The organism is bacterium (assembly GCA_036382775.1).
Lineage (GTDB): Bacteria > Hydrothermota > Tepidihabitantia > SM23-42 > JAOAFX01 > DASVHD01.
In genome coordinates, this window is the sequence record DASVHD010000005.1 from 20,671 (window position 1) to 47,529 (window position 26,859).

Annotated in this window: 23 protein-coding genes and 2 tRNA genes; 19 read left to right on the forward strand and 6 right to left on the reverse strand. The window is 53.3% G+C overall.

The features are described from left to right. Nucleotides 1-10: 10 nt before the first annotated feature. The 4 genes from fusA (at nucleotide 11) to VF399_00555 (ending at nucleotide 4,477) form a co-directional block, all read left to right on the forward strand. Nucleotides 11-2,074: an elongation factor G gene (gene fusA, locus VF399_00540; GenBank protein HEX7318831.1), complete on the forward strand. Its 2,064-nt coding sequence runs from the start codon at nucleotides 11-13 to the stop codon at nucleotides 2,072-2,074. Then, nucleotides 2,071-2,991 (forward strand): hypothetical protein, encoded by a 921-nt coding sequence (locus VF399_00545; protein HEX7318832.1) that lies wholly within the window; start codon nucleotides 2,071-2,073, stop codon nucleotides 2,989-2,991. The genes fusA and VF399_00545 overlap by 4 nt, the downstream gene beginning before the upstream one ends. Further along, nucleotides 2,988-3,638: an HAD family hydrolase gene (locus VF399_00550; GenBank protein ID HEX7318833.1), complete on the forward strand. Its 651-nt coding sequence runs from the start codon at nucleotides 2,988-2,990 to the stop codon at nucleotides 3,636-3,638. Before VF399_00545 ends, VF399_00550 begins: the two co-directional genes overlap by 4 nt. A gap of 164 nt (nucleotides 3,639-3,802) precedes the next feature. After that, complete coding sequence (locus VF399_00555; GenBank protein ID HEX7318834.1) at nucleotides 3,803-4,477, forward strand: TIGR00266 family protein; 675 nt, start codon at nucleotides 3,803-3,805, stop codon at nucleotides 4,475-4,477. 249 nt (nucleotides 4,478-4,726) lie between these two features. Here the strand turns inward: VF399_00555 and VF399_00560 are convergent, their stop codons facing one another. The 5 genes from VF399_00560 to VF399_00580 form a co-directional block, all read right to left on the reverse strand. After that, on the reverse strand, nucleotides 4,727-5,869 hold the full coding sequence (locus tag VF399_00560) for a small ribosomal subunit Rsm22 family protein (GenBank protein HEX7318835.1): 1,143 nt from the start codon (nucleotides 5,867-5,869) through the stop codon (nucleotides 4,727-4,729). Nucleotides 5,870-5,989: 120 nt separating this feature from the next. Further along, a complete protein-coding gene (locus VF399_00565; GenBank protein ID HEX7318836.1) occupies nucleotides 5,990-7,411 on the reverse strand; it encodes a T9SS type A sorting domain-containing protein in 1,422 nt (473 codons plus the stop codon). Nucleotides 7,412-7,494: 83 nt separating this feature from the next. Further along, on the reverse strand, nucleotides 7,495-9,579 hold the full coding sequence (locus VF399_00570) for an AAA family ATPase (GenBank protein ID HEX7318837.1): 2,085 nt from the start codon (nucleotides 9,577-9,579) through the stop codon (nucleotides 7,495-7,497). 6 nt (nucleotides 9,580-9,585) lie between these two features. Beyond that, on the reverse strand, nucleotides 9,586-10,644 hold the full coding sequence (locus VF399_00575) for a metallophosphoesterase (protein HEX7318838.1): 1,059 nt from the start codon (nucleotides 10,642-10,644) through the stop codon (nucleotides 9,586-9,588). Between the two features lie 13 nt (nucleotides 10,645-10,657). Continuing rightward, nucleotides 10,658-11,071 (reverse strand): NUDIX hydrolase, encoded by a 414-nt coding sequence (locus tag VF399_00580; protein HEX7318839.1) that lies wholly within the window; start codon nucleotides 11,069-11,071, stop codon nucleotides 10,658-10,660. A 122-nt stretch (nucleotides 11,072-11,193) separates the two neighbouring features. Between VF399_00580 and VF399_00585 the strand changes: the two genes are divergently transcribed. The 14 genes from VF399_00585 to lptB all read left to right on the forward strand — a co-directional run bounded on the left by VF399_00585 (nucleotide 11,194) and on the right by lptB (nucleotide 23,590). After that, nucleotides 11,194-11,265, forward strand: a tRNA-Thr gene (locus VF399_00585). Between the two features lie 71 nt (nucleotides 11,266-11,336). Continuing rightward, nucleotides 11,337-11,419 (forward strand) — tRNA-Tyr (locus VF399_00590). A gap of 56 nt (nucleotides 11,420-11,475) precedes the next feature. Next, nucleotides 11,476-13,110 carry an ABC transporter substrate-binding protein gene (locus VF399_00595; protein HEX7318840.1) on the forward strand — a complete coding sequence of 545 codons (1,635 nt, stop codon included), beginning with the start codon at nucleotides 11,476-11,478 and terminating at the stop codon, nucleotides 13,108-13,110. A 122-nt stretch (nucleotides 13,111-13,232) separates the two neighbouring features. Continuing rightward, a complete protein-coding gene (locus tag VF399_00600; protein ID HEX7318841.1) occupies nucleotides 13,233-13,448 on the forward strand; it encodes a hypothetical protein in 216 nt (71 codons plus the stop codon). A gap of 26 nt (nucleotides 13,449-13,474) precedes the next feature. Continuing rightward, on the forward strand, nucleotides 13,475-14,497 hold the full coding sequence (gene queG, locus VF399_00605) for a tRNA epoxyqueuosine(34) reductase QueG (protein HEX7318842.1): 1,023 nt from the start codon (nucleotides 13,475-13,477) through the stop codon (nucleotides 14,495-14,497). A 1-nt stretch (nucleotide 14,498) separates the two neighbouring features. Then, the gene (locus VF399_00610) at nucleotides 14,499-15,647 is read left to right on the forward strand and encodes a radical SAM protein (GenBank protein HEX7318843.1); all 1,149 of its coding nucleotides are present in this window, start codon (nucleotides 14,499-14,501) and stop codon (nucleotides 15,645-15,647) included. Between the two features lie 30 nt (nucleotides 15,648-15,677). Continuing rightward, nucleotides 15,678-15,986 (forward strand): DUF1844 domain-containing protein, encoded by a 309-nt coding sequence (locus VF399_00615; protein HEX7318844.1) that lies wholly within the window; start codon nucleotides 15,678-15,680, stop codon nucleotides 15,984-15,986. A gap of 7 nt (nucleotides 15,987-15,993) precedes the next feature. Then, nucleotides 15,994-17,712, forward strand: coding sequence for a DUF2723 domain-containing protein (locus VF399_00620; GenBank protein HEX7318845.1), 1,719 nt, complete (start codon nucleotides 15,994-15,996; stop codon nucleotides 17,710-17,712). Between the two features lie 38 nt (nucleotides 17,713-17,750). Then, the gene (locus VF399_00625; protein HEX7318846.1) at nucleotides 17,751-19,082 is read left to right on the forward strand and encodes a sigma-54 dependent transcriptional regulator; all 1,332 of its coding nucleotides are present in this window, start codon (nucleotides 17,751-17,753) and stop codon (nucleotides 19,080-19,082) included. Nucleotides 19,083-19,123: 41 nt separating this feature from the next. Next, nucleotides 19,124-20,728: a CTP synthase gene (locus VF399_00630; protein HEX7318847.1), complete on the forward strand. Its 1,605-nt coding sequence runs from the start codon at nucleotides 19,124-19,126 to the stop codon at nucleotides 20,726-20,728. Continuing rightward, nucleotides 20,728-21,384, forward strand: coding sequence for a hypothetical protein (locus tag VF399_00635; protein HEX7318848.1), 657 nt, complete (start codon nucleotides 20,728-20,730; stop codon nucleotides 21,382-21,384). Before VF399_00630 ends, VF399_00635 begins: the two co-directional genes overlap by 1 nt. After that, nucleotides 21,351-21,950 (forward strand): LPS export ABC transporter periplasmic protein LptC, encoded by a 600-nt coding sequence (gene lptC / locus VF399_00640; GenBank protein ID HEX7318849.1) that lies wholly within the window; start codon nucleotides 21,351-21,353, stop codon nucleotides 21,948-21,950. The genes VF399_00635 and lptC overlap by 34 nt, the downstream gene beginning before the upstream one ends. 4 nt (nucleotides 21,951-21,954) lie before the next feature. After that, nucleotides 21,955-22,887 (forward strand): OstA-like protein, encoded by a 933-nt coding sequence (locus tag VF399_00645; GenBank protein ID HEX7318850.1) that lies wholly within the window; start codon nucleotides 21,955-21,957, stop codon nucleotides 22,885-22,887. Beyond that, a complete protein-coding gene (lptB, locus tag VF399_00650; protein HEX7318851.1) occupies nucleotides 22,874-23,590 on the forward strand; it encodes an LPS export ABC transporter ATP-binding protein in 717 nt (238 codons plus the stop codon). The genes VF399_00645 and lptB overlap by 14 nt, the downstream gene beginning before the upstream one ends. Here the strand turns inward: lptB and VF399_00655 are convergent. Further along, complete coding sequence (locus tag VF399_00655; GenBank protein ID HEX7318852.1) at nucleotides 23,580-25,388, reverse strand: glycosyltransferase family 39 protein; 1,809 nt, start codon at nucleotides 25,386-25,388, stop codon at nucleotides 23,580-23,582. The genes lptB and VF399_00655 overlap by 11 nt on opposite strands. Here VF399_00655 and VF399_00660 point away from each other — a divergent pair. Further along, nucleotides 25,309-26,820, forward strand: a complete 1,512-nt coding sequence (locus tag VF399_00660) for a glycosyltransferase family 39 protein (protein ID HEX7318853.1) — start codon at nucleotides 25,309-25,311, stop codon at nucleotides 26,818-26,820. The genes VF399_00655 and VF399_00660 overlap by 80 nt on opposite strands. Nucleotides 26,821-26,859: the final 39 nt, after the last annotated feature.

A 26,859-nucleotide genomic window follows, 5' to 3' on the forward strand; every position in this document is an offset into this window, starting at 1 on the left:
TAATGCGAACATGATCGACCTGAAGATGATACGAAATATCGGGCTGGCTGCCCATATTGATGCCGGTAAAACGACCACGACCGAAAGGATCCTGTACTACACGGGCAAGATCCGCAGGATCGGCGAGGTCGACGAGGGCTCCGCTACCATGGATTGGATGCCCCAGGAGCGCGAGCGCGGCATAACCATTCAGGCCGCGGCGACGACCGTCTACTGGAAAGATTACCGCATCAATATCATTGACACGCCCGGTCACGTGGACTTCACCATGGAGGTCGAACGGTCCATGAAAGTCCTGGACGGCTTGATCGCGATCTTCTGCGCGGTCGGCGGCGTCCAGCCCCAGAGCGAAACCGTCTGGCGCCAGGCTGACCGTTATCACGTGCCGCGCATTGCGTTCATCAACAAGATGGACCGCCTGGGCGCGGATTTTCCGCGCATCGTCAAACAGATAAGGGACAAGCTGACATTAAAACCCCTGGTGCTGCAGATTCCGATCGGAAGGGAAGAAAATTTCAAAGGCGTGATCGATATCATCGAGCAAAAGGCGATATTCTGGAACGATGACACGCTGGGCGCGACGTACCAGATCGAAGAGATCCCGCGGGAATACCGCGATGAAGTTCAAAGCTACCGCACGGAAATGCTGGAAACCATCGCCGAACATGATGAGGATATTTTTGAAAACTATTTCGCGGACAAAACCAATTCAATAGATGCGATCAAGTCGGTCATCAGAAAAGGCACGATAAATTCGCATTTCGTTCCGGTCCTGTGCGGCAGTTCATTGAAGAACAAAGGCGTTCAGCCCCTGATCGAATCGGTGATCGATTACCTGCCGTCGCCGATCGACCATCCACCCGTGAAAGGCGTCAACCCGAAAACCCATAAAGAGGAATCGAGAAAACCATCACTGGACGAGCCGTTCTCCGCCCTGCTGTTCAAGGCCCAGACCGATCCTCATCTTGGATTACTATACTATGTCCGCGTTTATTCAGGAAAAATTGATGCCGGTGACAAGGTTCTTATTTATCCCCCTGAGCGCATTGACCGTGTCAGCCGGCTGATGCTCATGCACGCCAATAAAAAAGAGGAAGTGGAATCGCTCGGCGTCGGAGAGATCGGCGTAATCACGGGCTTGCGCGAATGCAAAACCGGTTTCACGCTCTGCCAGGTTAAGCACCCGATCTCCTATGAAGCCATGAAATTCCCTGAGCCGGTCATCTTTGTCTCGCTCGAACCCCGCACGAAAATGGACGAAGACAAACTGGAGAACGCGCTGAGGTACCTCCAGATCGAGGACCCGACTTTCAAAGTACGCACCGATGAAGAAACAGCCCAGCGTATCATTTCCGGCATGGGCGAACTGCACCTCGATATTATCGTAGACCGGCTAAAGCGCGAGTACGGCGTGGAATCCAACGTCAGCAAACCGCAGGTCTCTTACCGGGAAACGATCACCGAACCAGCCATCGCTGAAGGCCGTTTCATCAAGCAGACCGGCGGCCATGGCCAGTACGGCGTGGTCAAGCTCCAGATCGCTCCGCTCACGGACGGCGAGGGCATCAGGATCACCAACAAGATCCGCGAAGGGGACATACCTTCGCAGTTTATCCCGGCGATAGAAAAGGGTATTAATCAGCAGTGCGAAACCGGCATCTTAATGGGCTACCCGATCGTCAACATTGATGTCACGATACTCAAAGGCGACTACCACGCGACCGATTCGTCGGATCTCTCGTTCAACATTGCCGCGACCATGGCGCTGCGCGAAGCGTTCATGAAGGGAAAACCGATCTTGCTTGAGCCGATCATGTCCCTGGAGATCGTGGTACCGGACAATTTTCTTGGCGATGTCATTAGCGACCTGAACGCCCGCAGAGGCAAAATCATCGGTATTGAAACCAACAGGAAAGAAAAAATAATCACGGCCACGTACGCGCTGGCAAGATCGTTCGGATACGCGACCGACTTGCGGTCGATCACCCAGGGCCACGGCATTTACACGATGCAGTTTTCCCATTATGCACCAAAGGAAGATAAAGAAAAAGTTAAGGAAAGGGAGGGTGCATGAAGAAATTACTCGTGATCCTTATACCACTGATCGGTCTTTACGCCCCGACCACGACCTTCTACAGCGACTGGGGATGGGGTTATTATTACTGGCTGTTCGGACCGATCGGACCAAGCCAGTCCGAAGGCATGGCCGCGGCCGGTTACAGCACGCTCGAATACCGCGGTTACAATCAATTTTCTCTGGGCGGCTGGCCCGGCAGCGGTACGCAGATCAGCAATCTGACCCTGCGGCTGCGCAATAACACCGGCGGTTCCGGGCTACAGATCACGATCAACCGCGTTACCTCGGCGACGCCCGGCTGGGACGAATGCGGCGGGACCAGCCCGGTGTATTTGACCAACCAGGCGGTCAATTCTAACGCCGAGGATTACACTTATTTCACGCTTACCGGCACCCAGGCCGTGACCGACCTCCTGACCGCTTGGCAAAGCGGCGCATCGTGGTTCGGGTTCGGCTACCGTGGATCGCGGGGATCGGGCGAGCCATGCATGCACTTTTTTTACGCGTTCTGGGCCGATTACATGTATGACGCGGCACTGATCGTAGATTACACGATCGGAGTTGAGGAAACACCGCAGAATATGGTTGTAGCGCCAGCGCTGTCGGTATATCCGAATCCGTTCAGCGAGATAGTGACAATCAATTACAATATTCACCCCCACCCTTTCCCTCCCCCCTCGAGGGGGAGGATAAAGGAGGGGGGGATCAAATCACAAATGTCATTGAAAATCTTCAGCACATCGGGACGGGAAGTAAAATCTTTTATGCTACCCACCACATACTACTTACTACCTACTGCTGTCTGCTGGGATGCCACTGACAATGACGGCAATAAGGCGCAGCCCGGTGTCTACTTTATCTTTCTCGAGTCAGACGGTCTGAGGGAGCGCCAGAAGATAATTCTGCTCAAATGAAATTCAAAGCCGTACTTTTTGACCTCGATGGAACTTTGCTGGATACGCTTGATGACCTGGCTGATTCCATGAACGCAGTTTTAAAGGATCTCGGCTTTCCCGGGCACGAGGTTGGCGCTTACCGTTACTATGTCGGCGACGGCATGGAAGTATTGTGCCAGCGGGTCCTGCCAGATGACCACCGCGATCCGGCCATGATCGAGAAATGCCTTGCCGGTATGAGAGAGGAGTACGGCAAACGCTGGAACATCAAAACAAAGCCCTACGACGGAATTCCGCAGGTACTAGAAGCTCTGGCAGCACAGTCCATCAAAACAGCGGTTCTGTCCAACAAACCCGACGATCTCACGCGGGTTACCATTGACCGGCTGTTACCTAAGTGGAAATTCGACATTGTCCTTGGAGAACGCCCTGGCGTGCCGCGAAAACCCGATCCGGCCGCAGCCCTGGAGATCGCTCAACGCCTGGATATCAAACCTGAGCAGATCGTCTATCTGGGCGATACGGGGATCGATATGAAAACCGCGACCGCAGCCGGCATGTATCCGGTCGGCGCACTCTGGGGGTTTCGCACCAGGGAAGAATTACTGGAAAACGGTGCCGCCATGGTCATCGCGGAACCGACAGGGTTGTTGAAGCTATTTTAACCACCCCCACCCCTACCTCCCCCCTGAGGGCAACGTGGAAAAGAATCTTTAATGATAATTGGTGTCCCCGTGGGAGGAGGATAAAAGAGGAGGGCAAAAGTAGGGCAAGGTCATGATCCCGCATAGCGGGGCTTTAGCCTTGCTAAACGAAAAAGGAGCTCATTATGCAATACGAAATACTCTATAAACCATCATATTCATTGGTCAAGGTAAAAATGGCAAAAGGCGAATCCGTAACCGCGGAAGCCGGAGCTATGGTCAGCATGTCCAGCAGTATTACGATCGCGACCGAGATGAAAGGCGGCCTTTTCGGCGCTTTAAAAAGAAGCGTCCTGGGCGGCGAGAGCTTTTTCATCAACACCTTTAACGCGAACGATGCCGGTGAGATCTCATTCGCACCGCCCATGCCCGGCGACATCGCGGCGATCGAACTCAAAGGCCAGACCTACTTCGCGCAGTCGCGGTCCTATATCGCATCATCGCCCACGATCCAGATCGATACGAAATGGGGCGGGGCCAAGACGTTCTTTTCTAAAGAGGGTCTGTTCCTGCTCAAGCTGACCGGTACGGGCACGGTTTTCCTGTCCAGTTACGGCGCCATCCACGAGATCGACCTGGCCGCGGGTCAGAAATATATCGTGGACACCGGGCACATGGTATCGTTCGCCGATGGTGTTGGTTATGGCGTCAAGAAAGTCGGCGGGCTGAAATCGACGATCTTCAGCGGCGAGGGACTGGTCTGCGAACTGACCGGACCGGGCAAGATCATGATCCAGACGCGCAGCGAGGACGCGTTCCTCTCCTGGCTCATTCCCCAGCTGCCCAAATCGCACAGCTGATCGATATTACTGATTTCAGCATTTATTTATTTGCATTAGTAAAAGATTCAGATTCTGAGGATTTCGCAAGAAATCCGAAGAATCTCTGTTTGCGAAAGGGGAAGATCAATTTAGTCTGATATTTTCACTTTGGTCGTATTTTCGATCCGCCTACCCTATATCCCTCTCCCCTTGGTGGCAACATTTAAAATAAAACCCTCCATAATTACTGGTGTCCCGGTAGGGGGAGAGGGTAAGGGTGAGGGGGTATTAATTTTGTCTTTCTATTTTAGTCTCTCTCTCGATCCGCCAGAGATCAGGTCTTTTTTCTACATGATTCTTAAAAACAATTGTGTCACCGCTTTTAATGATGTCAAATGCCTGGTTTGATCTGCTTTTATCCTTATCAAGGCGATAAACCTCGACCCGGCCTGATGGAGTGCATAAAAACAGCTTGCGTTTCCCTTTTTCATGGATCAGGCGGCTGATGACAACGTGACCGCGCGGCATTGTACTCTGGTGTATCGGTTTTGATAGTACCAGGTACGAAAATTTCAGCATATCGACCTCGCGGTTCAATCCCTGGTTCAGACGCACCAGGTACTCAGGCGGACTCCAGGGTATGCTAAAATGACACCAATCCTCCCGTTCCTCGACCGCCATCAATGGACATTCGCTGCTGTGCCCGCAAGGCATAATGATCTCATACTTCGAGTCGCGGGCAATGATGTTGCGCAAACCCATCAAACGGTGTGCGCAGTCCTTGAGCGCCGGTTCGATCACGATCAATGACCCACGGCTGGTCATACAGGAAAAAGCATCATCGATAAAGGCATAGGACAGCATGCCCGTCTTTATGATCTCGATCAGGGAATTGCTGAATAAAATAATGTCATACCTTTTACCGGTCTCGCCCAGTGTTTTGAAAATATCCGATCCTATGCCCATCTTCCTGTGCTCGACCGAGCATCCTTTACGATCCATTGACAGCGCTCGGCCCAATACTGCCGACCGCCCGATCATGGATACCGAAGCATCAATGCCGGTTAGGCAGATCTGGCGGCCGGTTTTGTCAGCACTAAACGCATAAAATAAACCATACATCCCGGCTCCTTCGCCGCAACCCAAGTCCAGGATCGAAAATTTTGCTGCATTCTTAAGCGCGGCGCCGCGCTGCGCGATCAGCTTTGTGCCGATATAAAATGATTTCATGAAATTCAATGCGAAATTATAGGCGAAATACGCATCTGATAATTCTGATCCTGGCATGGCTGCTGCCGCGAAACGGCTGGATAGAGTCCGCAGGTCATTTTTCAACTGACGTAATCGGTCTTTAGCCGCATAGTCGCCCGTACCCAAGCCAACCGTATCGATTATAAGGTCCTCTATTTCATGTGGCAGCTGGATTATCATATTTATAAAATATCCCCTCCCTTGATAGCATCTTCATCGGTGCCGGCGCCCAGGCCGATTGCATCGGTTATGAATTCATCGATATTTTGCGGAAGACTTGTGATCAAAGATCCGGTACGGTCACTCGACGACTACCAGCTTCTCACTCATGGTGATCCGGTCGCCGTTCTCTAATTGCAGACACGCTTGCACGATATACACCCCGCATGGAACGGTCATGTCGGCTGCGTCTTTTCGATCCCACGTTATTGAGTTATTGTGTAATTGCTTAAACGATCTTACCAATCTGCCAGAGACGTCGTAGATATTCAATGAAATTTCGGATTTCGGATTTCGGATTTCGGATTTGATCGCTACTGAGCGATTGAACGGATTGGGGCAACATTTCAGTGACGCGGCAGATATCGGTTCGACCGCTTTCAGCTCTTCGACGCCGATCGGTGACATGGTTTTTCCGTACATGATTATCGCCGCAGTACCGCTTCTACCCATATAACAGAAATGCGCTATTTCCAGTGAGTCAAAAGCAACAGCCCGGTCATTTTGATTTATCGATCCATACGAAGGATTGTCAAATGCCATGTCAACCGAATCCACCGTGAACACTACAGCGGCAGCCTTTTTTGAGGCAAACCCGATAGAGGCTGTATCATTGGCGTGATATACCCAAAAGACTATACCCACATCGTTATCCTTATCCAGGGCAATCGCTGAATACCCTTCGCAATAACTGGTGCTCGTGATTTTTGTCGTCTCGAAAGTACCCGTCTTGTTGGTCGCGTAATACAGATTCGATAATGTACTCCAGCATTCTTTAGTCCAGCAAATGTGAACTTTACCCGCATTATCAACCGCGATCGATGGGTCCATACCCGTGGTATCAGAAACGAGGATTGGAGTACCAAAAGCTCCACCAGCGTTATTAAGATAATAAATTTTAGTGTTCGTGGTGGAAGAATAGGCAATATGAACCGTGTTATCCTGGGCGACCGCAATCGTTGGATCAACGGCATTCCCAACGAGCCACACCATGGAATCGGCGTGAAAGGGGTAAAAATACGCAAGATTGTACGATCCCGAGTACATCTCGCATACAATATGGGCGTGGTTAAGATTGTCAACTGCTATCCCGTAGTGCCAGGTGCTCTGCGACGCGTTCTTCATTAACGTGTCACAGGCGGTAAACGAACCGCTTGAGTTGTTTGTATAAACAGGCCAACCATAGGTTCCGCCCTGGACACGGTAGAGGATATGTAGTGTCTGGTTAGGACCGGTTGCCGCGCTGGACCGGCAATTATAACCGGTGCTGGGCACCACACTAAATAGAAGCGAGTCGGGCAACCATGCGCCCGTCGATTTCTTTATGAATTTTACTATATCATTACCAGTTTTATTACCGACGAGATAAATCCAGCCGCTGTCATCGATGCAAACAGCTGGTTTGTCAGCTTTGTAGACATCAATGTTTTCTAGCGTAAAACTCAAAGCGGATGTAAGCAACGGTATCAACACTAAAATAAACACGCCTTTTTTATTAAACACAGGTCCTCCTTTCCTTTATTATATTATACTTAAGTATCGTAATAATGTCAAGGCACAAAGATTTTCGATTTTTTCTTAAAAATCTAAGAAATCTCGGTTACTTTCGCTCCAAATTCTTTGAAGCTATCGCGGGTATGGTCGTCCGATGTCAGGTAGATGACCTGGTTACCCTGCTGGCTGAACTCCCTGACCAGTTCGGCAAGTCTGCGCCGTCTCTGCCAGTCCGCAAAAATGAATGCGTCGTCCAGGATCAAAAAACATCCGTCCGGAAACAGCTTCTTGATCGCCGCCATCCTGAAGCACAATAACAGCTGGTCCTGGGCGCCGCTGCTTAAGCTTCCGGCACTGAATTCCCGGCCGTCTTCACGGACCACGACGAACTCGCGCTCCACGACTTTCACCTGCTTATATTTTTCCGTCACCCGGGCGAAATAGCGGCTCACGTTGCTGTCACCGGCAGCCATGATCTCGTCGATGAAGTCATCGAGCTCGCCGCTCATTTCATTCAGGATCTCAAACGCTTTTAGCGCAGCCCGCTGTTCAAGTTCACCGTTGTCCAGATCCCGTTTGAGACGCCGTAATTCCTGCAACGCCTGACCGGCGTCGTTGACATTATACACTTTATAACGGCTTTCTTCAAAGACCGCTATCTGCTGCTTTGCCGCGTCAATGCTCGTCTTGAGTTTTTCGAACGCAGCTATCTTTTCATCAAAGCGCGCCTCGTCAACCGGGATCTCCGGCGGATCGCATTTTTTCTCGTCGATCAGCCTTTTCCAGGCGGATTCTTCGCGGTTGTGAAGGAGTGACTCGATCGAGACCTTTATCCCCTCCAGACCAGCTTTTAACTGCGCCCCGGATCTTACCTTTTCCTTAAGCTGCTCAAGTTCAGCAAGACCCGTGATCGACCGCAGTTCGTCAATTCTCTCCTCGAGCGCCTGCAACGTGCCGGCCGACCCGATCTCTTCACGGGTTTGCTTTTTCTCCGCCAGCAGCGTTTCGCATCGTACCCGCTCCCTTTCGGCCGTCTCCAGCCGGCTCCTCAGCTCAGCCAGCGTTTTCAAGTCCGGGAAGACCGCCTTTGCTTTGTTCAACCACGCTTCTTCGCTAATTTGAAAACGCCGGACCCGGAACTGGTCAAATTGATACTTGAAAAACAGCGCCAAGCTCAGCGCGATGACCACGACCGGCCAGATTATGCTGAACCCGAACTTGAATTTCAGGAACAATACGGCCATGCCCAGGAGAAATGCGAGCAGCGCGTAGAACATGCTGGGCTGCCGCGGCAACCGGCCGGTGCCGGCGATGTATGACCTCAGGTCCAGATCCCCGATGATCTGTTCTGTTCTCGCCAGGGTGTCGAGCTGCTTTTGGAGATCGCCCAGCATACGCTCATCGTCTTTAAGTCTCTGAGTTACACTGGACTTAGCCGCTCTTTCGGCCTCTAACTTCTGCCATTCATCGTAATATTTCTGTTCATAACGCTTGTAACCCGCGAGTTCATTCTTTTTATCCTGATAACGAACGTACAGATCGCTCAGTTTTTTAAAATCATAATATTTACTGGCGGATTTCATCGCGTCGATCTCCCGTGCCAGTTTCTCATATTCTGCGTTCTTCTTGGCATACTGGAGCTTCATCTGTTCGATCTTTTCAAGTTCACGCAGGAATTCTTCAAGCTTCTTAATGCGCTCGGCTTCGTCATTTATGATCTTTTGCCTGCTTTCTTTCCATCGCCCCTTAGCCGTCATGCCAGCATTTTCCAGGACCTTCTCCCCCAGCCTGCTAAAAGGGATCTTCTGGCCCACTTTACTCATAATAAGCTTGACGCTGTCCCAGAACCGGGAGCCGGTTTCTTCCTTGTACAGGGATGTTTCCGACGCCTGCACATAGAGCAAGTTAGTGATCTCACCCTTAAGCATGATCGGATCGGTTTTTTTGGATGGCAGCCTGAATTTTTTTTGCGACGATTCCCCCTCGATGGCGATCGTCTGCGGTTTGCCATAACGCAGCCCGCGCACGTCCCGGCCGAACAGCGCATAGCTCAGTGCCTCAACGATCGCCGTCTTGCCCGTTTCATTAGCCCCGTAGATGAGGTCGAACCCGCCCGGACGGAAAGAAAATTCCTTGACCGGACCGTAATCGCTAAGCGCTATGCTGTTCAGTTTCATTGATGTTTATTTTATCGCATCGCTGAATATCGGGAACACCAGTTCAAAGACCTTGAACCGGAGTTCGTCGTCCAGATCCCTGGTTTTATCGACAAAGCGCTTGACCATGCCGTGCTCAATGACGCGGTCCCATGACTGGATCCGTCCGTATTGGAGTTTATGGCGGTAAAATGCGCTGTCCATTTCCCTGTTTATTTCTTCAAGCGTTAAGTTGAATTCACGGCCGCCCGAGCTAATGAAACCCTTGATCTCAATGTCGGGCATTATTTTGGAGCGGTCCAGACCACCCATGTAATCATGGAGATCGGTCAGGACCTTTTGTTCGTACCCGGGGAAAATGAAAAATTCACGGTGCTGCCAGAAAGGAACGTGACCGAGTTTCAGCAGTTCCACTCTAACCGCGGATTTGTCAGTATCAATGTCCACCAGCACCACGGCTCTCTCGGTATCGCATTTTGTACTCAGCGCCACGGGCGATCCGGGGTACGCAACATGCGTATTCTGGTATTGAACGCGGATGGAGCGGGTATGCAGATGCCCAAGCGCGCAGTATCGGCAGATCCCGGCCAGGTTCGAGGGCATCATAGGCATATAGGTTTTGCCCTCTTCTTCCTCCTCATCCAGGAACGCGAAGATAAATGATTGATCATAAACCGTGCCGTGGGCGACCAGTATGTCGATATTACGGGGGAGATCTTTCACGCATTCGGTGAAATCCACTTCATGGTATGGTATGGCGGCGACCTTCAAAGGACCGATCTCGAAAATGGTCACGGGCCTTTTATATGCTTGGATGACATTGCGGCCGTAATCGTAGTCCGGGCCGAAAGATCCGGGATCATGGTTTCCCGGAATAATGATGACCGGAGCGCGGCACTGATCAAAGATGCTTTTGACCTTAGACCTCAGGATCGCCGCGTCTTTGTCGGATTCAAAAAGGTCGCCTGCGATTATGAACGCGCCGGCTTTCACCTCGTTCGCTTTCTGAACAAGATCTTTAAGAATGCCCTGCCGGTCTTCCTCGCCTTCCTTGAGATGCAGGTCAGCGGTATGCAAAACCTTCATGCAGGCTCGCGGCTCACAATTGAAGGCGGCTGTATTTTTTGCTACGGAAAAAATCGTTCAGTATCTGCCGGTGGTCAAAGGCGATGTGGTCGGGCAGGTTCTTCGGCTCGAACACGCCGGCATCCTCGGCATCATCGCTGGCCTTGGGCACACCGTGGGCCGAGCCGATGAACACGACTGAGATCGTGTGGTGCCGCGGATCCCGCTTGGGATCCGAGTAAGTGTGGAACTGGCGTATGTTACTCACGGTAAGATTGGTCTCCTCTTTTGCCTCGCGCACGGCCGCGTCCTCGGCCGATTCGCCGTAGTCGATGAACCCGCCGGGTAAAGCCCAGCCATAGGGCGGGTTCTTTCTTTTTATTAAAACAATGCCGTTATCCATTTCAATGATGATATCGACGGTCGCCAGCGGTCTTTTTTGTTCCATGATGATGATAATTATATACGCTTTTCACCCTAAATCAACGGCCATTCTTGACTTTTACGTCTGGCTGGATATTATTTCTATTATATTATCTGGATCGTCACGTAAATGCGATCGAATTTCATGCCGACATAGCTCAGGGGTAGAGCAATGGTTTTGTAAACCATAGGTCGGGGGTTCAATTCCCTCTGTCGGCTTTCGTAAGTTATTGGTAATTGATAATTAGTAATTTGCTATTAGCTATTTACCGTCGGCCGCAGGCCGACATGGGCAGGTACCCAAGCGGTCAACGGGGGCAGACTGTAAATCTGCTGGCGAAAGCCTTCGAAGGTTCGAATCCTCCCCTGCCCAGTTAAGCACTGGCTACTAGTGAATAGAAAATAGAAATTAGATAAAAGGAAATGACAATGAGATCCATTATTGCACTTACCGCGTTCATCGCTCTGGGGTGTTCGCATCTTCAGCCGCAGTTCATCAAGAACATAGGCGAGAACAAGGCGGCTGTCATCTATGAAAAAGGCAATGAATATTTTGAAGCGAAAGATTACCGCAACGCCGTCATAGAGTTCGAGAAGATCGTCAAGGACTACAGCACGACCGATGCCTACGAGCCATCATTATATCTCCTCGCTTTTTCCCATTTCAAGCTTAATGACTATGAAACCGCTGTTTCCTATGGAGAGAAATTCATCAAGGAATTCTCCCAATCGACATTTTACGACAATATCCTGGCGCTTCTGGGCGAAGCCAACTTCAAACTCGCCGACGATTACAAAGCGGTCTATTATCTGACAAAATATTATGTCACCACCGAGGATACGGCGAGCCGGCGGTCAGCCCTGGAGAACCTGCTCAAGGCCCTGCCCCAGCTGTCCATATCCCAGCTGGAAAAACTCCACAAGCTGTACATTTCCGAGCCCCTGGACGAACATATCCTGTACAACCTGGTGCGCGCGGAGATTAACGCGGGCAAAGACGAAGAAGCCCAGCGGGATTTCAATCTCCTGGCAAGACGCTTCCCCAACAGCGAGTACGCGCTGCAATTCGGCGATTATAAAAGATTCGCGACGCTGGGCTCGACCTCGGGTCATGCCGGTGTCCTGCTGCCGATCACCGGCAAATTCTCGGTCTACGGGCTTAAATTGACCCAGATCATTGAGATCTTCGTTAAGAACCGCTACCTGCCGTTCACGCTTTCGGTGCGCGACACAAAATCCGACCCGATCGAGGCGATCCTGCAGGCTACCGACCTGATCGACGATGAACACGTCGATTTCCTCATCGGACCCATTTTTTCGATCGAGGCTTTCGGCGTATGCGGGCTGGCTTCGGGCAAAGGCATCCCGGTCGTCATCCCGACAGCCCTGGAGCCAAGGTTCGAAGCGCTCCCCTCGGTATTTGCCATGGGCCAAAGTGGAGAGAAACAGGCGCGGATGATCGCCCGCTACGCCACGCAGCAACTTGACCTTGTCCGTATTGCGATCATCTACCCGGCCAGCGCGAAATACGAAGCCCTGGGGAAAATATTCGCGAACGAGGTCATCAAGAACGATGGCCAGATCGTGGCCATGGAAAGTTTCGACCCCGACTCCATAACCTTGAGGTGGCAGCTGGAAAGGATCAAGAAGAAAAACCCCGAAGCCATTTTCCTGGCGATGGACACCGATCAGATAATCAATACCGCGCCTCAGGTGGCATACTATGGCTTGGAAAAGATCAGACTGCTTGGCATGGACGGCTTCAACAGCGAGCGTGTCCCGCGCCTGGGAGAAAAATACGTCGAGAACGCGATGTTCATCGCGCCGTCAACGCTCGACAGCACCGCCCGCCGCGAACTAAAAGCGCACGGCCTGGAGGAGAACGATCCGATCGTGACCCGCTTTTTCCAGACCTTGTGGAAATTAAAGGACCTGAACGAATACAGCCGCATCAATATCACCGAAGTTTTTACCTCGCTCCTCAAGGGCCGGGAAATGTTCAGTATCTACCAGATCCGGGACGGCGAGTTCATCCGCCTGACCGAACTTTCCAGCGAGGAATGAGGTTCTATATGCGAATAACAGCACGAATGATGAATTCGAATGAAACGCGTAAAGACCTATTTAATAAATTCGTCACATACGCTATCATTCGTTATATTCGGTTTTAAACACAAGGAGAGTGTATGGCAAAGAAAGAAGCCAAAGACAAAAAGGATAAAAAGATAAGCGTCCTCGCTGACATCAAATTTACCAAAAAGAATTATCTCTTCTTCAGTGCCGGGCTCGTATCGGTTGTCCTGGGCTTTATCCTGCTCGCGGCCGGCTCCATAGTCCTTGCGCCCATACTGCTGGTCATCGGGTATATTGTCTTTTTCCCCCTGGGCATTCTGCTGAAATAAACATCAATATCGCGTAGCCGGCTGCCGTGATCAATGCCCAAAAGCTCAAATGTCATGCCCGGGAAACCGGCATTGACGAACTGCGGATCACCACTGCTCAGGCGTTCTCCGATGCCCGGGAGCGGATCAACGAGCAGGTCGATGAGCACCTATTCCTGAACCCCGAACGCTGGTCCCGGACCTCGAACCGGAATTTTTGCGACATACATTATCAGCGATCGGACGCCCGCACCATCATAACCGCCTGTTTGTGTTATTATACGGACGAGCCCCGGGACGGATCGCGGCCGGGAGATCCTCACGGCATGATCGCCCGATACACCTGGCGTAACCATTACCGCGAACTTAGAAACCGCCTGCGCAAGCTGGCCCGTTTCCTTAAAAAGGAATACCGCGCGATGTTCCGCGTGTACTCCAACGGTCCGCTCACGGAGAAAGCGGCCGCGCAAAGGAGCGGTATTGGATATTATGGCAAACACAGCATCATCGTCCATCCCCGCTTCGGTTCATGGATCGTGCTGGGCGAGATCATAACCGATATCGAGATCGAGCCGGACCAGGCATTGCCCGACGATTGCGGTACGTGTCATCTATGCATGGACGCCTGTCCCACCCGGGCCATAATCCGCCCGTACATCATCGACCGGAGGCGCTGCATCCAAGCGTTGGCCAATTGGCCCGGCGAGATCCCGGAAGATATCATGGCCGTATGGGGGAAGCGTCTGTACGGCTGCTCCATATGCCAGGATGCCTGCCCGGTCAACAAGACCGTAAAACCGTTCGACCGACCCCGCACGGAGATCGGCAATGTTGGACCGTCGCTGTCCCTGCTTGATATCCTGCGCATCGATGACAAAACATACCGGACCGCCTACGCGGACAATCAGATTACCGCAGCCTGGATCAATTTTCCCGCGATCAAGAGAAACGCGCTGATCTGCCTTGGCCACACCGGTGGCCCTTCGGCATTGGGCATGGTCCGTGAATTTACCGGGCACGACGACAGTATTATCGCGGCGGCAGCACGCTGGGCGCTGAACCGTCTGTGAAATGGCCGGCATAAGGCAGAAGGTGCAAACCGCCCGGAGCAATCCGGGCCTGGTGCCGCGTTTCATCTGGAACCGGATCAAAACCGTGGCTTGCTATGAACTGTCCAGCCTGATGAACGGATGGGCCGCGCTCCCGGAAACCATTAACCTGTACCCGACAGCACGCTGCAACCTTAAATGTAAAATGTGCTTTGCCCGCCGGTATCGGGCAAAGTCCGAACTTGATTACGAACAGTGGTGCCGCGTCATCGATGAGATCGCTTCCTTCAAGCCGCGCGTTCATCTGTCGGGCGGGGAACCGTGCCTGCACCCGCGGATCATCGATATTATCCGGCACATTAAAAAATTCGGCCTCTACGTGCACATCACAACGAACGGCACTCAATTGGCGCGACAGGCCGAAGATCTGGTTAGTTCGGAGGTGAACCAGCTGGACCTATCGATCGACGGTCCTGCCGACGTGCACGACGCCATCCGCGGCAAACCCGGGACCTATCGGCTGATCGACGAAGGTTTGAACGCGCTTAACCGCGCGCGGTCAAGGTCCGCTTTGCCCCTGGTCCGGATAAATTCGATCATTAACTTCCAGGATCCCGGCGCCATGGGTCAAATCGTACAACAGGCTGAGCGGTGGGGCGCGCAGACCGTGCAGTTCATATACCCGTTGTACCTGAAGCCGGAAGAGGTGGCGGGCCACCAGGCCCTGCTCACATCCCTTCTGCACCGCGATCTCAACTACTGGAAATTCGCCGCTGGTCATGATCCTTCACCCCCCGACCTTGACAAGGCGTGGTCGACCGTGGAAACACTCCGCGGCCTGATCGCGGGTTCACGGCTCAAGATCGCTATTTTCCCGGATTTCACCCGGGATGCGTTTTCAGCATACTATGACCGCTCCCGGGATTTTTACCGGTCGTACACAGGTTCGTGCCGCGCCATGTGGAACACGGCGACCATCCTCCCTACGGGCGAAGTGGAGTCGTGCCCGGATTATGTCGTCGGCGACCGCGGGCACGAAGCATTCAAGGCCATCTGGAACGACCAGAGCATGAAAACGCTGCGGCGGCGCATCCGGGACCTGAATTTTTTTTCCGTCTGCCGGGCGTGCTGCTTTTTTTATCCCGTCAGGCCGAAACCTTTTATCGGTTGACAAAAAAATCCATTTCATTATAATACTGGCATGGCTGAAGAACAGAAAAAGACCGAACCCAAGTACCTGGATGAACCGGTAAAGATCAAGGAACTTATTTTCATGACCATATACTCGCTGGAAAGCAAAGCCTGGGCGTACCTCGGGCTCACCGGTCACCCTGAAACCCAGAAACCTTTGAAAGACCTGACCGAAGCGCGACTGGCTATCGATGCTATCGGCGCCCTGTACAAGTTGATCGAGCCTGATCTCGAACTTGAGGAGAAAAAAGACATCCAAATACGCCTGACCAATCTCAGGCTGAACTTTACCAAAGACGCGACGCCCGAAAAATCCTGATAAGGCAATGCGCCAAACCGTCCTGGAAAAATTTGTCCCTTTACTGGTCCTGGTCGCCGTCCTAGCCGTCTACGTCTATTCCCTCTGCCCGACCTTGTACCTGATCGATTCCGGTGAGCTCGCGGCCGTAAGTTTCACACTGGGCATCGCACATCCGACCGGCTATCCTTTGTACACGCTCATTTCGTTTTTTTTCAGCCGGATCCCCGGGGATCCGGTCTGGAATTTAAACCTGCTCTCGACGCTCTTCTCGCTCGGCGCTGCCCTCTTGATCTATCTGGCCGCGCGGGCGATCACCGGGCACCGCTTCATCCCGGTGCTGGCTGCATCGCTGTTCGCTTTCTCCCCGACGATCTGGAGAACAACGGTTACCAACGAGGTCTACCCGCTGACCGCGCTTTTCTGCGCCGCCTTGATCTTCCTGGCGCTAAGGATCAAGACCACGCGCGATTTCTATCTGATAATGTATCTGTGCGGGCTCTCGTTTACCAATCACATGAGCATCTTCGCGCTCGCGATCCCGGTCGGCATATACTGCATCATCCGATGCCGGCCTTCCTGGAAAACAGTGTGCCTCGGAGCAGCCCTGGCCGCTCTGGCGGTCACGCCCTACTTCTATCTGCTCGCGCGGGCCTCGGCCAACCCTGCCATTGCGTGGGGGGATCCGCATAACCTCCAGCGCCTCCTGTGGCACGTAACCGGACGCCAGTACCAGGTATGGATGTTTTCACAGTCCTTTTCGGAGATCATCGCGAACGCACGCCAGGGCATTTCGTTCCTGGCCGCCGACCTCGTCTATATTTTTCTCATTCCCTGCCTTGCCGGCACGTACTATCTGTTCCGACGCGAGCGCGGCAAGTTCTTCCTGTTCATATCCATAATTGCGGTCAATTTCCTTTACACCGTCAATTATGCGATCCCGGACATCGAATCATATTATATCCCCGGACTGACCGCCCTCTTTATTCTCAGCATCTACGGGCTCAAAGCCTTCGCACGCCACCTGAAATGGTTCATCGCAGTGCCCCTGGCCCTGCTCATCATGGTCGTCCATTACCAGCCGTCGACCCTGCGCGGTAATCATTTCGGACGGGAATTCGGCCTGGCGCATTTCAGCCAGCTGCCGGACAGCGCCCTGCTCATCTCGAACTACTGGGATATCGTGTCACCGGCAATATACCTGCAGGCCGTCCAGCGGCAACGTCCCGACATTGTCATCATCGACAAAGAACTCATGCGGCGCACGTGGTATGTGAACGCCCTGCGCCGGCAGTATCCTAAGATTTTCGCCGCGGTCGCCGGGCCGGTCAGCGACTATATGAAAGAACTCGTCAAATTCGAGTATAACCGCCCTTATGATCCCAACACCATCCAATTAAAATACATCAAAATGCTGGATGCGCTCGTGGCATCGAAACAGCGCCATGGCGTTTTTTTCGCGCTGCCATTCCCCGACCAGGACCTGCGACAGATCAAATCGGAACTGTCGTGGATCCCTTATGGTCTTGTCTTCGCCGTGACCGGCGATACGACGGTAACGGCCTTTGATTTTTCAAAACTTACGCTGACTCGACCCCGGTTCATTAACGACGTGCGGCTTGCCTTTAATATCCGCGTCGTCGAACAGATGACGCAGAGCAATATCCGCTACCTGACATCCCGCAACCGAATGGAAGCGGCCCAAAGCGCGGACCGCTGGCTGAAAAATTTCTCACGGCAAAGATAAGCGGATTGATTTTTTACTGATAATCCGTATAATTATCCATGCACATCCTCGTGGTCGACGACGAACAATCCCAGCGTGAACTGCTGGCGGGGTTCCTCAAAACGAAACAATACACGGTCACGACCGCGGCATCCGGCGCGGAAGCAGTGCAGCTTAACCGCTCGACTGGCTTTGACCTGGTCATCATGGACCTGAAAATGCCGGAACTAGACGGCATCGAGACCATGGCGCGCATGAAAGAGATCGACCCGGAAACCAATTTCATCATCCTCACCGGGTACGGCACGGTTGAATCCGCGGTCCGGGCGATCAAACTCGGCGCTTATGATTACCTCAACAAGCCGGTCAACCTGGACGAGCTGGAGCTGCTGGTCGAGCGGATCCGCGATGAACAGCTCACGCATCAGGAACTGGTGACCCTCCAGGAAGAGATCCATGAAAAGTTCAAGTTTGAATTTTTCATAGCGGAAAGCCCGGCTATGAAGCAGGTGCTGGGGCTGATCCCCCGGATCGCGAAATCCGATTCGGCGGTCTTGATCCTTGGTGAATCCGGCACCGGCAAGGAACTCATTGCGAGGCTGGTGCATGAAGCCAGCATCAGGAAAAGCACCCGTTTCATCCCCATCTCGTGCGCCGCCTTACCCGAGACGCTTATTGAAAGCGAACTGTTCGGCTATGAGCGGGGCGCGTTCACGGGCGCCGAAAAGAGAAAGATCGGCAAGTTCGAGCTGGCAAATCATGGAACCCTGTTCCTGGACGAGATCGGCGACCTGCCGATGATGGTCCAGGTCAAATTGCTCCGCGTTCTGCAGGAATTCACTTTTGAAAGGCTAGGCAGCAATGCTGCGGTCAAGGTCGATGTCCGCATGATCTCGGCCACGAACCAGGACCTTAAAAAGAAGATCCAGGCGGGCACTTTCCGCGAGGACCTGCTCTACCGGCTGAACGTGTTAACGATCGAGATCCCGCCGCTTAGGGAACGGCGAGAGGACATCAAGCCGCTAACCGATTTTTTTATCAAGCGCTTTACGGAACGAAGCCATAAACAGCTTAAGAGGATTTCAAAGGAAGCTTTGAACAAGCTGCTCCGATATGAATGGCCGGGGAATGTCCGGGAACTGGAAAACGTCATAGAGCGGGCCATGGTGCTGTGCCGTGGCGATCTCATCGAATCGGGCGACCTGCCCTTGAAGATCGAAACCGAAAAAGCATACACCGGCGAGACGATGGCGGACATCGAAAAGCAGCACATCCGCTCCGTGCTTTTAAAAACTAACTGGAACCTGAGCCTGACCGCGGAAAAGCTTGGCATTCACCGCAATACCCTGCGTCTCAAAATAAAGGAATACGGGCTGGAAAAAGAAAAGTAGGTATCCTTGACACCCCGTGCTTTTTAACTATACTTTACAGCATGGATAAAAAATTTATTTTTGTTACCGGTGGCGTCGTGTCATCGCTGGGTAAAGGCGTTGCCACCGCATCGATCGGTTTTTTATTAAAGTCATTCGGGCTCAAAGCCACGCTTTTAAAGATCGATCCCTATATCAATGTCGACCCCGGGACCATGAACCCTTACCAGCACGGCGAGGTGTTCGTGACGGCGGACGGCGCCGAATGCGATCTTGACCTCGGACACTATGAGCGTTTCCTTAACGAATCGCTCGCGCGCCAGAACAATATCACGACCGGCCAGATATATTTCGACGTCATCAGCCGCGAACGCAAGGGTGAATACCTGGGCAAGACCGTCCAGGTCGTGCCCCATATCACGGACGAGATCAAATCGCGGATCATGGAGGTGGCCACGAACAGCAAGGCCGATATCATCGTGGCCGAGATCGGCGGCACGGTCGGCGATATTGAAGGCCAGCCGTTCCTCGAAGCCATTCGTCAGATGAGGCTGGACCTGGGGCGAGAGAATACGCTATACATCCATCTAACGCTCGTGCCGTTCATCAAAACGACCCGGGAATTCAAGACCAAGCCAACCCAGCATTCAGTACGAGGCCTGTTGTCCATGGGCATCCAGCCAGATATCCTGCTGTGCCGCACCGATTCATACCTCTCGGATGATCAACGAAAGAAGATCTCCCTGTTCTGCAATGTGCCGATTAGTTCGGTCATCGACGCCGTGGACGTTGAATGCATCTACGAGATACCGCTTATTTTGCACCAGCAAAAGCTGGATCACCTGATTATGAATCACCTGGGGATCGACCGCAAAGAAGCCGATTTCAGCGAATGGTCCCTGTATGTCCAGCGGGCCAAGTCCCCAAACAAGACCGTGGAGATCGCGATCTGCGGCAAATATGTTGAGCTCAGGGACGCCTACAAGAGCATCATCGAAGCCCTTAATCACGCCGCCGCGGCCAATGACGCCCGCGTCAAGCTTAAATGGATCGACACGGACCGCATTGAGGACGAGATCGCGCTCAGCAACACCCTTTCCAACATCGACGGCATATTGATCCCCGGCGGTTTCGGCATGAGGGGTATCGAGGGCAAGATCAGAGTGGTCAAATACGCGCGGGAAATGAGGAAACCGTTCTTCGGGATATGCCTGGGCATGCAATGCATGGTGATCGAGTATGCCCGAAACATCTGTGCGCTCAAGGGCGCCAACTCGACGGAATTCGACGATGACACGCCGAACCCCGTGATCGACCTCCTGCCCGAGCAGAAAAAGATCAAGGATCTGGGTGGCACCATGCGGCTCGGCAACTGGCCCTGCCACATCGAACCCAAGACGCTGGCGCACCGGATCTATAAAAAGAACCTGATCGAGGAACGCCACCGCCACCGCTATGAAGTCAACCCCAAGTACATAAAACCACTAGCCGAGAAGGGCCTCATCTTTTCCGGACATTCCCAGGACAACAAGCTAATGGAGATCGCGGAAATATCCCATCATCCTTTCTTCATCGGCGTGCAGTTCCACCCTGAGTTCACGTCCCGGCCGCTCGCGCCCAATCCGTTGTTCTATCATTTCATTGAAGCGTCACTGAAGAAAACATAGTGCCGGTATTATCCGTACCGTGGGTCCTGTCCGTAATCTACGTGCTTTACTGGCTTAACCGGCAGCGCCGGATGCTTTTAAAGGAACGCAGCCCGGTCAGTCCCGAACGCTGCCTTTATGCCCTTGCCCGCAACCTGGTGTTCATGCTGTCGCGGTCCCGCGCCGCGCCGTTCGTGGTCAAGGGTTCGCTCCAGCCGGCGGGCAGTGGCGCGGTCATGTATTCAGTGCACTACGGCATATGGGAGATGATGCCGCAGGTTCTGAGGACCGCCGGGTTCCGGATCGGCATTATCACCAATCAGTACGGCCATGGCGGCAACAACCATCCGCTGGCGGCATGGGCAGACCGGCTCCTGCGCCGGTGGCGTTCCCGGAACGGCGTCATCGTGTTCTACCAGAACAATCCGCGCGCGATCGTCGAATTCGTCAGGAACGGCGGTGTCTTTGCGATGCTTGTCGATGGTTCTAGCTTTTTTTCCAAATTCCACAAAGCCCAGAAGCTGGCCGCGGTTTGCCATGTGCCGTTGATCCCGTTCGCCATGTACCGCCGTGACGGCCGCGGGGTCCTTGATATCAACTGCGATCTGGAAACATTGATCGCCCGACGTCCGCACGATTACGCGTGGTTCTACCGGTCGCGGCGGGCCGCAGCATGATCACCGGTAAAGCGCGCCGCCATTGGGCATCGCCGTCGCCGGGCATGATTCTGATCGCGCTCATGGCCATGGCTGTATGCACCTGCGAAGAAGAAGAATTCACCGAATCGCCGGTCAATCAGTTCCCCCATATCACACTCATGAAATTCAGCTTGACCGAGACCAAAAACGGAAAAAAACTGTGGGTGCTGGATGCGGACGAAGCCAACGTGTTCGACGAGTTCATAAGCGTCGATACCGTGACCATCCGGTTCTTCGACGAAAAGCCGGAGGCCTATGCGGTCCTGCGCAGCCTGAGCGGTACTCTCAATACCAAGACGCGCAATATTATCGTCCGTGACAGCGTGAGGCTGTTGACTAGCGATTCCACAAGGCTGTTCACTGATTCGCTTTTCTGGAAAAACGATTCGCAAAAAATAATCACCAATTCCTACGTCCGAATCGTCAAACAGGACAGCACGACGATCGAAGGTAATGGGCTGATTACGACCCCGGACCTCAAGAAGATCGAGGTCATCGGCGCTATCACCGGCACTTCGCCGGTCGAATTCCCGAAGATCAGGTGATCCCATGCCCTATGCGGTCTACCCGCTGCTGCTTTTAATGCTGACGCCTTTCCGGGCGGATAAAGTCGAGATCATACAGGAAGATTCCGCCAGCATCGTTCATTTGATCGGGAATGTCGCAATCGAGCAGGAAAGCACCCTGATCACGAGCGCCGAGGCGATCCTCAACGAAACCGAGGGATATGTGCAGCTGTTCCGCGACGTTATCATCAAGGATAAGACCGGTGATATCATGGCCCAGCAGGCGCTCTATTATTTCCATGATAAGAAAGCCTCGCTCAGCGGCGCGGTCGAGCTCCGCACCGACACCGAAACCCTGAGCTCGGACTCGCTGGACTACGACGGCATCACGAAACAGGTGCTGATGCACCGCAATGTCAAGATCGTCGATGAAAAGAACGACATGACCGCCTATGGCAGCCGCGGCTGGTATGACCTGGCTGAAGATTACGGCCGCCTGACCGGCGAGCCTCATCTTGAAGTGGCCCGCGCGCCCGTTGATAGCGGCGCCGCGCTGCGGCCGCCGATGACCGTCGTCGCCAATTCATTCATGCTCTACGCCCGGGATAACATGTTCTGGGGATATGACTCGGTGACCGCGGTGATCGACAGCATCACCGTCGATTGCGACACCTTTGCCTACGACCTGAGCAAGGAAAGCGGCACCATGGTGCGCCCCCGGGTTACGGAAAAGACCAACGAGCTTGCCGGCAACCAGGGCAGTTTCAAGATCCGGAACAAAATGATCGAATATTTCTCGGTTCAGCAAGGTACTGCCCGCTATACCACCAAGGAAGGATCGAAAAATTTCATCGAGGGAGAACAGATCACGGTATTTTTCTCAAACGGCGAAGCCAGCCGGGTCGTGGCCGGAGGCCAACCCCGTGGCCGGTTATTGTTGAAATCAGAAAAGACGGATGAAGATGCTGGTAACTAAGGATCTGACCAAGGTATTCGGCCGGCGGGTCGTCGTCAACAAGGTGAACCTGAAGATCGAACAGGGAGAGATCGTCGGCCTGCTGGGCCCGAACGGCGCCGGCAAGACGACGACCTTCAACATGATCGTGGGGCTGCTCATGCCCAACCAGGGCGAGATCCTCTTCGACGACCTGGCCATCACCGCGCTGCCAATGTTCAAGCGCGCCCGGCTGGGCATATCGTTCCTCTGCCAGGAACCAAGCGTCTTCAAGAAACTCACGGTCCTGGACAATCTGATCGCCATCTACGAGATCGTCGGCGTCAAGCGCCGGGAAGCGGTCAGTCTGGCAGCCAAACTTCTCTCCGATTTCAAGCTTGATCATGTCAAAGATCAAAAGGCCTACACGTTGTCCGGCGGCGAGCGCCGCCGTGTCGAGATCGCGCGCAGTCTGATCAGCCACCCGAAATTCCTTCTCCTCGATGAGCCCTTCACGGGCATCGATCCCATCGCCCGCGCGGAACTGCAGGACATAATCCTGAAGCTCAAGAGCCAGGGGATCGGCGTCCTGATCTCGGACCACAATGTCCGGGAAACCCTGGAGATCACGGACCGTGCATATCTCATCTATGACGCGCAGGTGCTGTTGTCGGGCAGCGCGCAGACGCTGATCGACGACCCCCAGGCCAGGGAACTGTACCTGGGCTGGAAATTTAAGATCTGAGCTTAAAGACGTACACCGCCGGGTTCACCGGGTTCCAATCCATGTTTGGATAATGGGGATCAAAGGTAATACCTAAAATATAGAATTTTTTGAAAAATTCTTTGACAATGACGTAGTCGCGCTGTTCGAACAGGCGCGAAATGAATTGCTTTCTCACGGTCGCGCTTTCACGGCTGCTGACCGACGACGAAAGTTCGTACTCGGTAATGATGAAATAGTCCGGCTTGATGCTCAGCAACCGGTCATAATTGAAATCAACGAGCTTGATGTTCTCCAGCACCATTTCCACCGGCGGAGTGTAATTCCATGGGAAATAGCTCGCTAAACCCACCACTGCCTGCGGGTTCGCGTTTTTACGCATCCATTCCGCGCACTCAATGCGCGTGTCGGTCGGGGTGATCCGCAGGACCAGCGAAAACGAGAAAGCCAGAGTGTACGCGAAAACGAACGCGCCGGCAATACCGATGCCGACCAGCGCCGCCTTTTTGCGGATCCGCTTCATGAGATCATACAGCATCCGGCTGACCGCGATCATCAAAAACGGCAGCACCATCAGCACGTGCCGGAGATGGGGAGACGCGTGGTAGACCATCATGGCATAGAACGGCACGATGTAGAATAACAGCGTAAGATCGGACCGCGTCCGTCTCAGGAACAGGTACAGAAGTGCCAGGAAGGCAAGGATGGTCAGAGGCAGCTGCAGCGAATTGAAACTGGCCACCGAGAACGGCGCTATCAGGCTGGCCGGGTAAGCATTGTAATAGAACAAACCCCGTGCCCCGAATATCCCGCCGAAACCATGGACACCCCCCCTGAGGAACTCATCGCTCGACAATAACGCGTATGGGGTTGTTAACAAGAAAAATCCCGCGGCCACAACCAGGGCGCCGATGGAATCGCGATTCAGGATCCGGGCGATGAACCGCCGCTTGAGGCCCGCATTCTGGTCATAGATCCGGTAAAAGAACAGCAGAAGAAGCAATCCATTGGTGTACTTGGTCCCGATCGCGATACCCATGAAGATCCCGCAAAGTAATGCCCAGCGCCGCGCGCCCAGGGATGAAGGGTTCATGGTCAGTATCCAGAATGCCAGCGTGAACCAGAAAAGCGCCGGCGCATCGACTACGAGGAAACGCGACTGGAATATGGCCGTGGGCAGGATCGCGGTGAACGCAGCGGCAATGAGGCCGGTCACATCATTATACAGGTTCCGGCCGATCAGAAATATCAAAAAGATCAATACCACGCTCTCGATCAGGGTCAGGATCCTGCCGATAACATACATTCGGGAATAATCACCGAGCGAAACGCCGCTTTCCGGCTGCCCCAGCTCGTTCGTTTTCACGGGCGGGGAGAACGGTTCGATGATACCGAACCACGAAGCCACCTTCAGCGACAGCAGCAGCGTGTAATAATGGAACGTTGGGTTGATGAAATAGTGCGGGTTCAGATTGTCAGGACCCATCTTGAACAGCAGCCCGAGCACGAATGCCTCGTCCTGATAGTGATTGCGCCAGTACGGGGCTTTCGGTATACCCCATTCGAACCTGTGGCAACGAAGATAAGCGCCCAGCGCAGTGATAAGAATCAGCGCGATCAGGATCGATCTTTTCATGGGTGCAATTATAGCAATAACCGGCGCGGTTGTCAACCGCGCCGGTCCGCCGGGTAATTGACTTTTATCCAAAATCGGTCTATAATAACGCGATGGAGTGCAAGTGAAAAAAGGCGCGCCGGCCGCTTGGTCCAGACCGCTGCCGGTCTGGATATTCCTGGCTGTATACCTGGTGTTTTCCATTCTGCTTTTTGACCCGAAGCTGTTTACCGGAGGCGATAACGCGACCTACATCATCCTGGCCGAATCGCTAGCCGGCGGCAAAGGGTACTCAAATATCAACGTACCCGGCGATCCCGGCAATACCCAGTATCCGCCCGGTTTCCCGCTCATGCTCGTCCCACTGGTGCTGTTATTCGGCGCCAATATCCTGGCCTTAAAAATTTTAATAGTTCTGACCGGCGTTGGTGCGATGTTTTTCATCTATAAGATCGCGGCGGGTGTTTTCAAAGAACACAGCATGCCTTTAATAGCCCTTTCCCTGTCCCTGCCCGTGTTCATTACCTACAACCACTGGGTCCTCTCGGAAATGCCCTTTTTCTTCTTCTCGCTTGGTGCCGTTTATTTCATCATGCTACAAAGGGATCGGCCGTCGCCGGTATTCACGTTGATCGCGATCGGATTCGCGGTTTTTTCGTTCTTCATCCGTACCTCCGGCATCTCCCTGATCGCCGCGATCGCGCTCTATTTTTTACTGAGAAAAGATTATCGCTTTTTAGGGGTGCTCATCATCCTGTTCCTGGCGGTATTTATTCCCTGGTCGGTCCGGAACGCGCGCATCCCGTCCGAAGGTTCATACGTCGACCAGCTGCTGGCAAAAAATCCCTACCAGATGGAACTGGGCCGGGCATCAGTATCGGACTTTGCCGTGCGCATCGTAGACAATTTTGCCATTTATTTTTTTAGCATCCTGCCGCTGGCTGTCATGGCGGCCGTTTCGGTCTCCTGGCTCAAAGCTCTGGCAGGGTCGATCCTGCTTGGATTGATCATCGCCGGGTTCGTCCGACGCATTAAAGCGCCCGCGATACAAGAATGGTATTTTATTTTCGGTCTGGCCGTTTTACTGTTTTGGCCTGCCGTCTGGTCATCGGACCGCTTCCTTTTGCCGCTGCTGCCCTTTTTCCTGATCTACTTGTACGAAGCGTTTTTCTGGCTGCGCGAGAAACTGAAGATCAAACACCTGGTAACGGCGGCGACGGCGGTCATGATCGTCCTCAATCTTTTCACGCTCGTGCCGCAAATGCGCACCGCTGTCGCTGATACTGCGGGATACCTGCACGGCGACCGGTACGCCGGTTATCAGCCTAATTGGCGGCGTTTTTTTGAAACCGTTGAGTGGATAAAGAAAAACACGCCGTCCGATAAAATTATACTCGCCCGCAAACCGGAATTCGTCTACCTGCTGTCGGACCGCAGATCAATGATCTTTCCCTTTACCACAAACACCGCACGCATGAAGGAATCCATAGCCCGGAGCGATTATATCCTGATCGACCAGCTGTTTCCGCAGACCTTTAGATTCCTGGTGCCGGTCATCCAGCAGGAACCCGAGCGCTACGAGGTCGTCTATCAGTCCAGAAAACCGGAATTTTTCGTGCTGAAGGTCATACGCTGACGCCCGGCCTGCTAGCAGGTCTAATCTTGACAATTATCG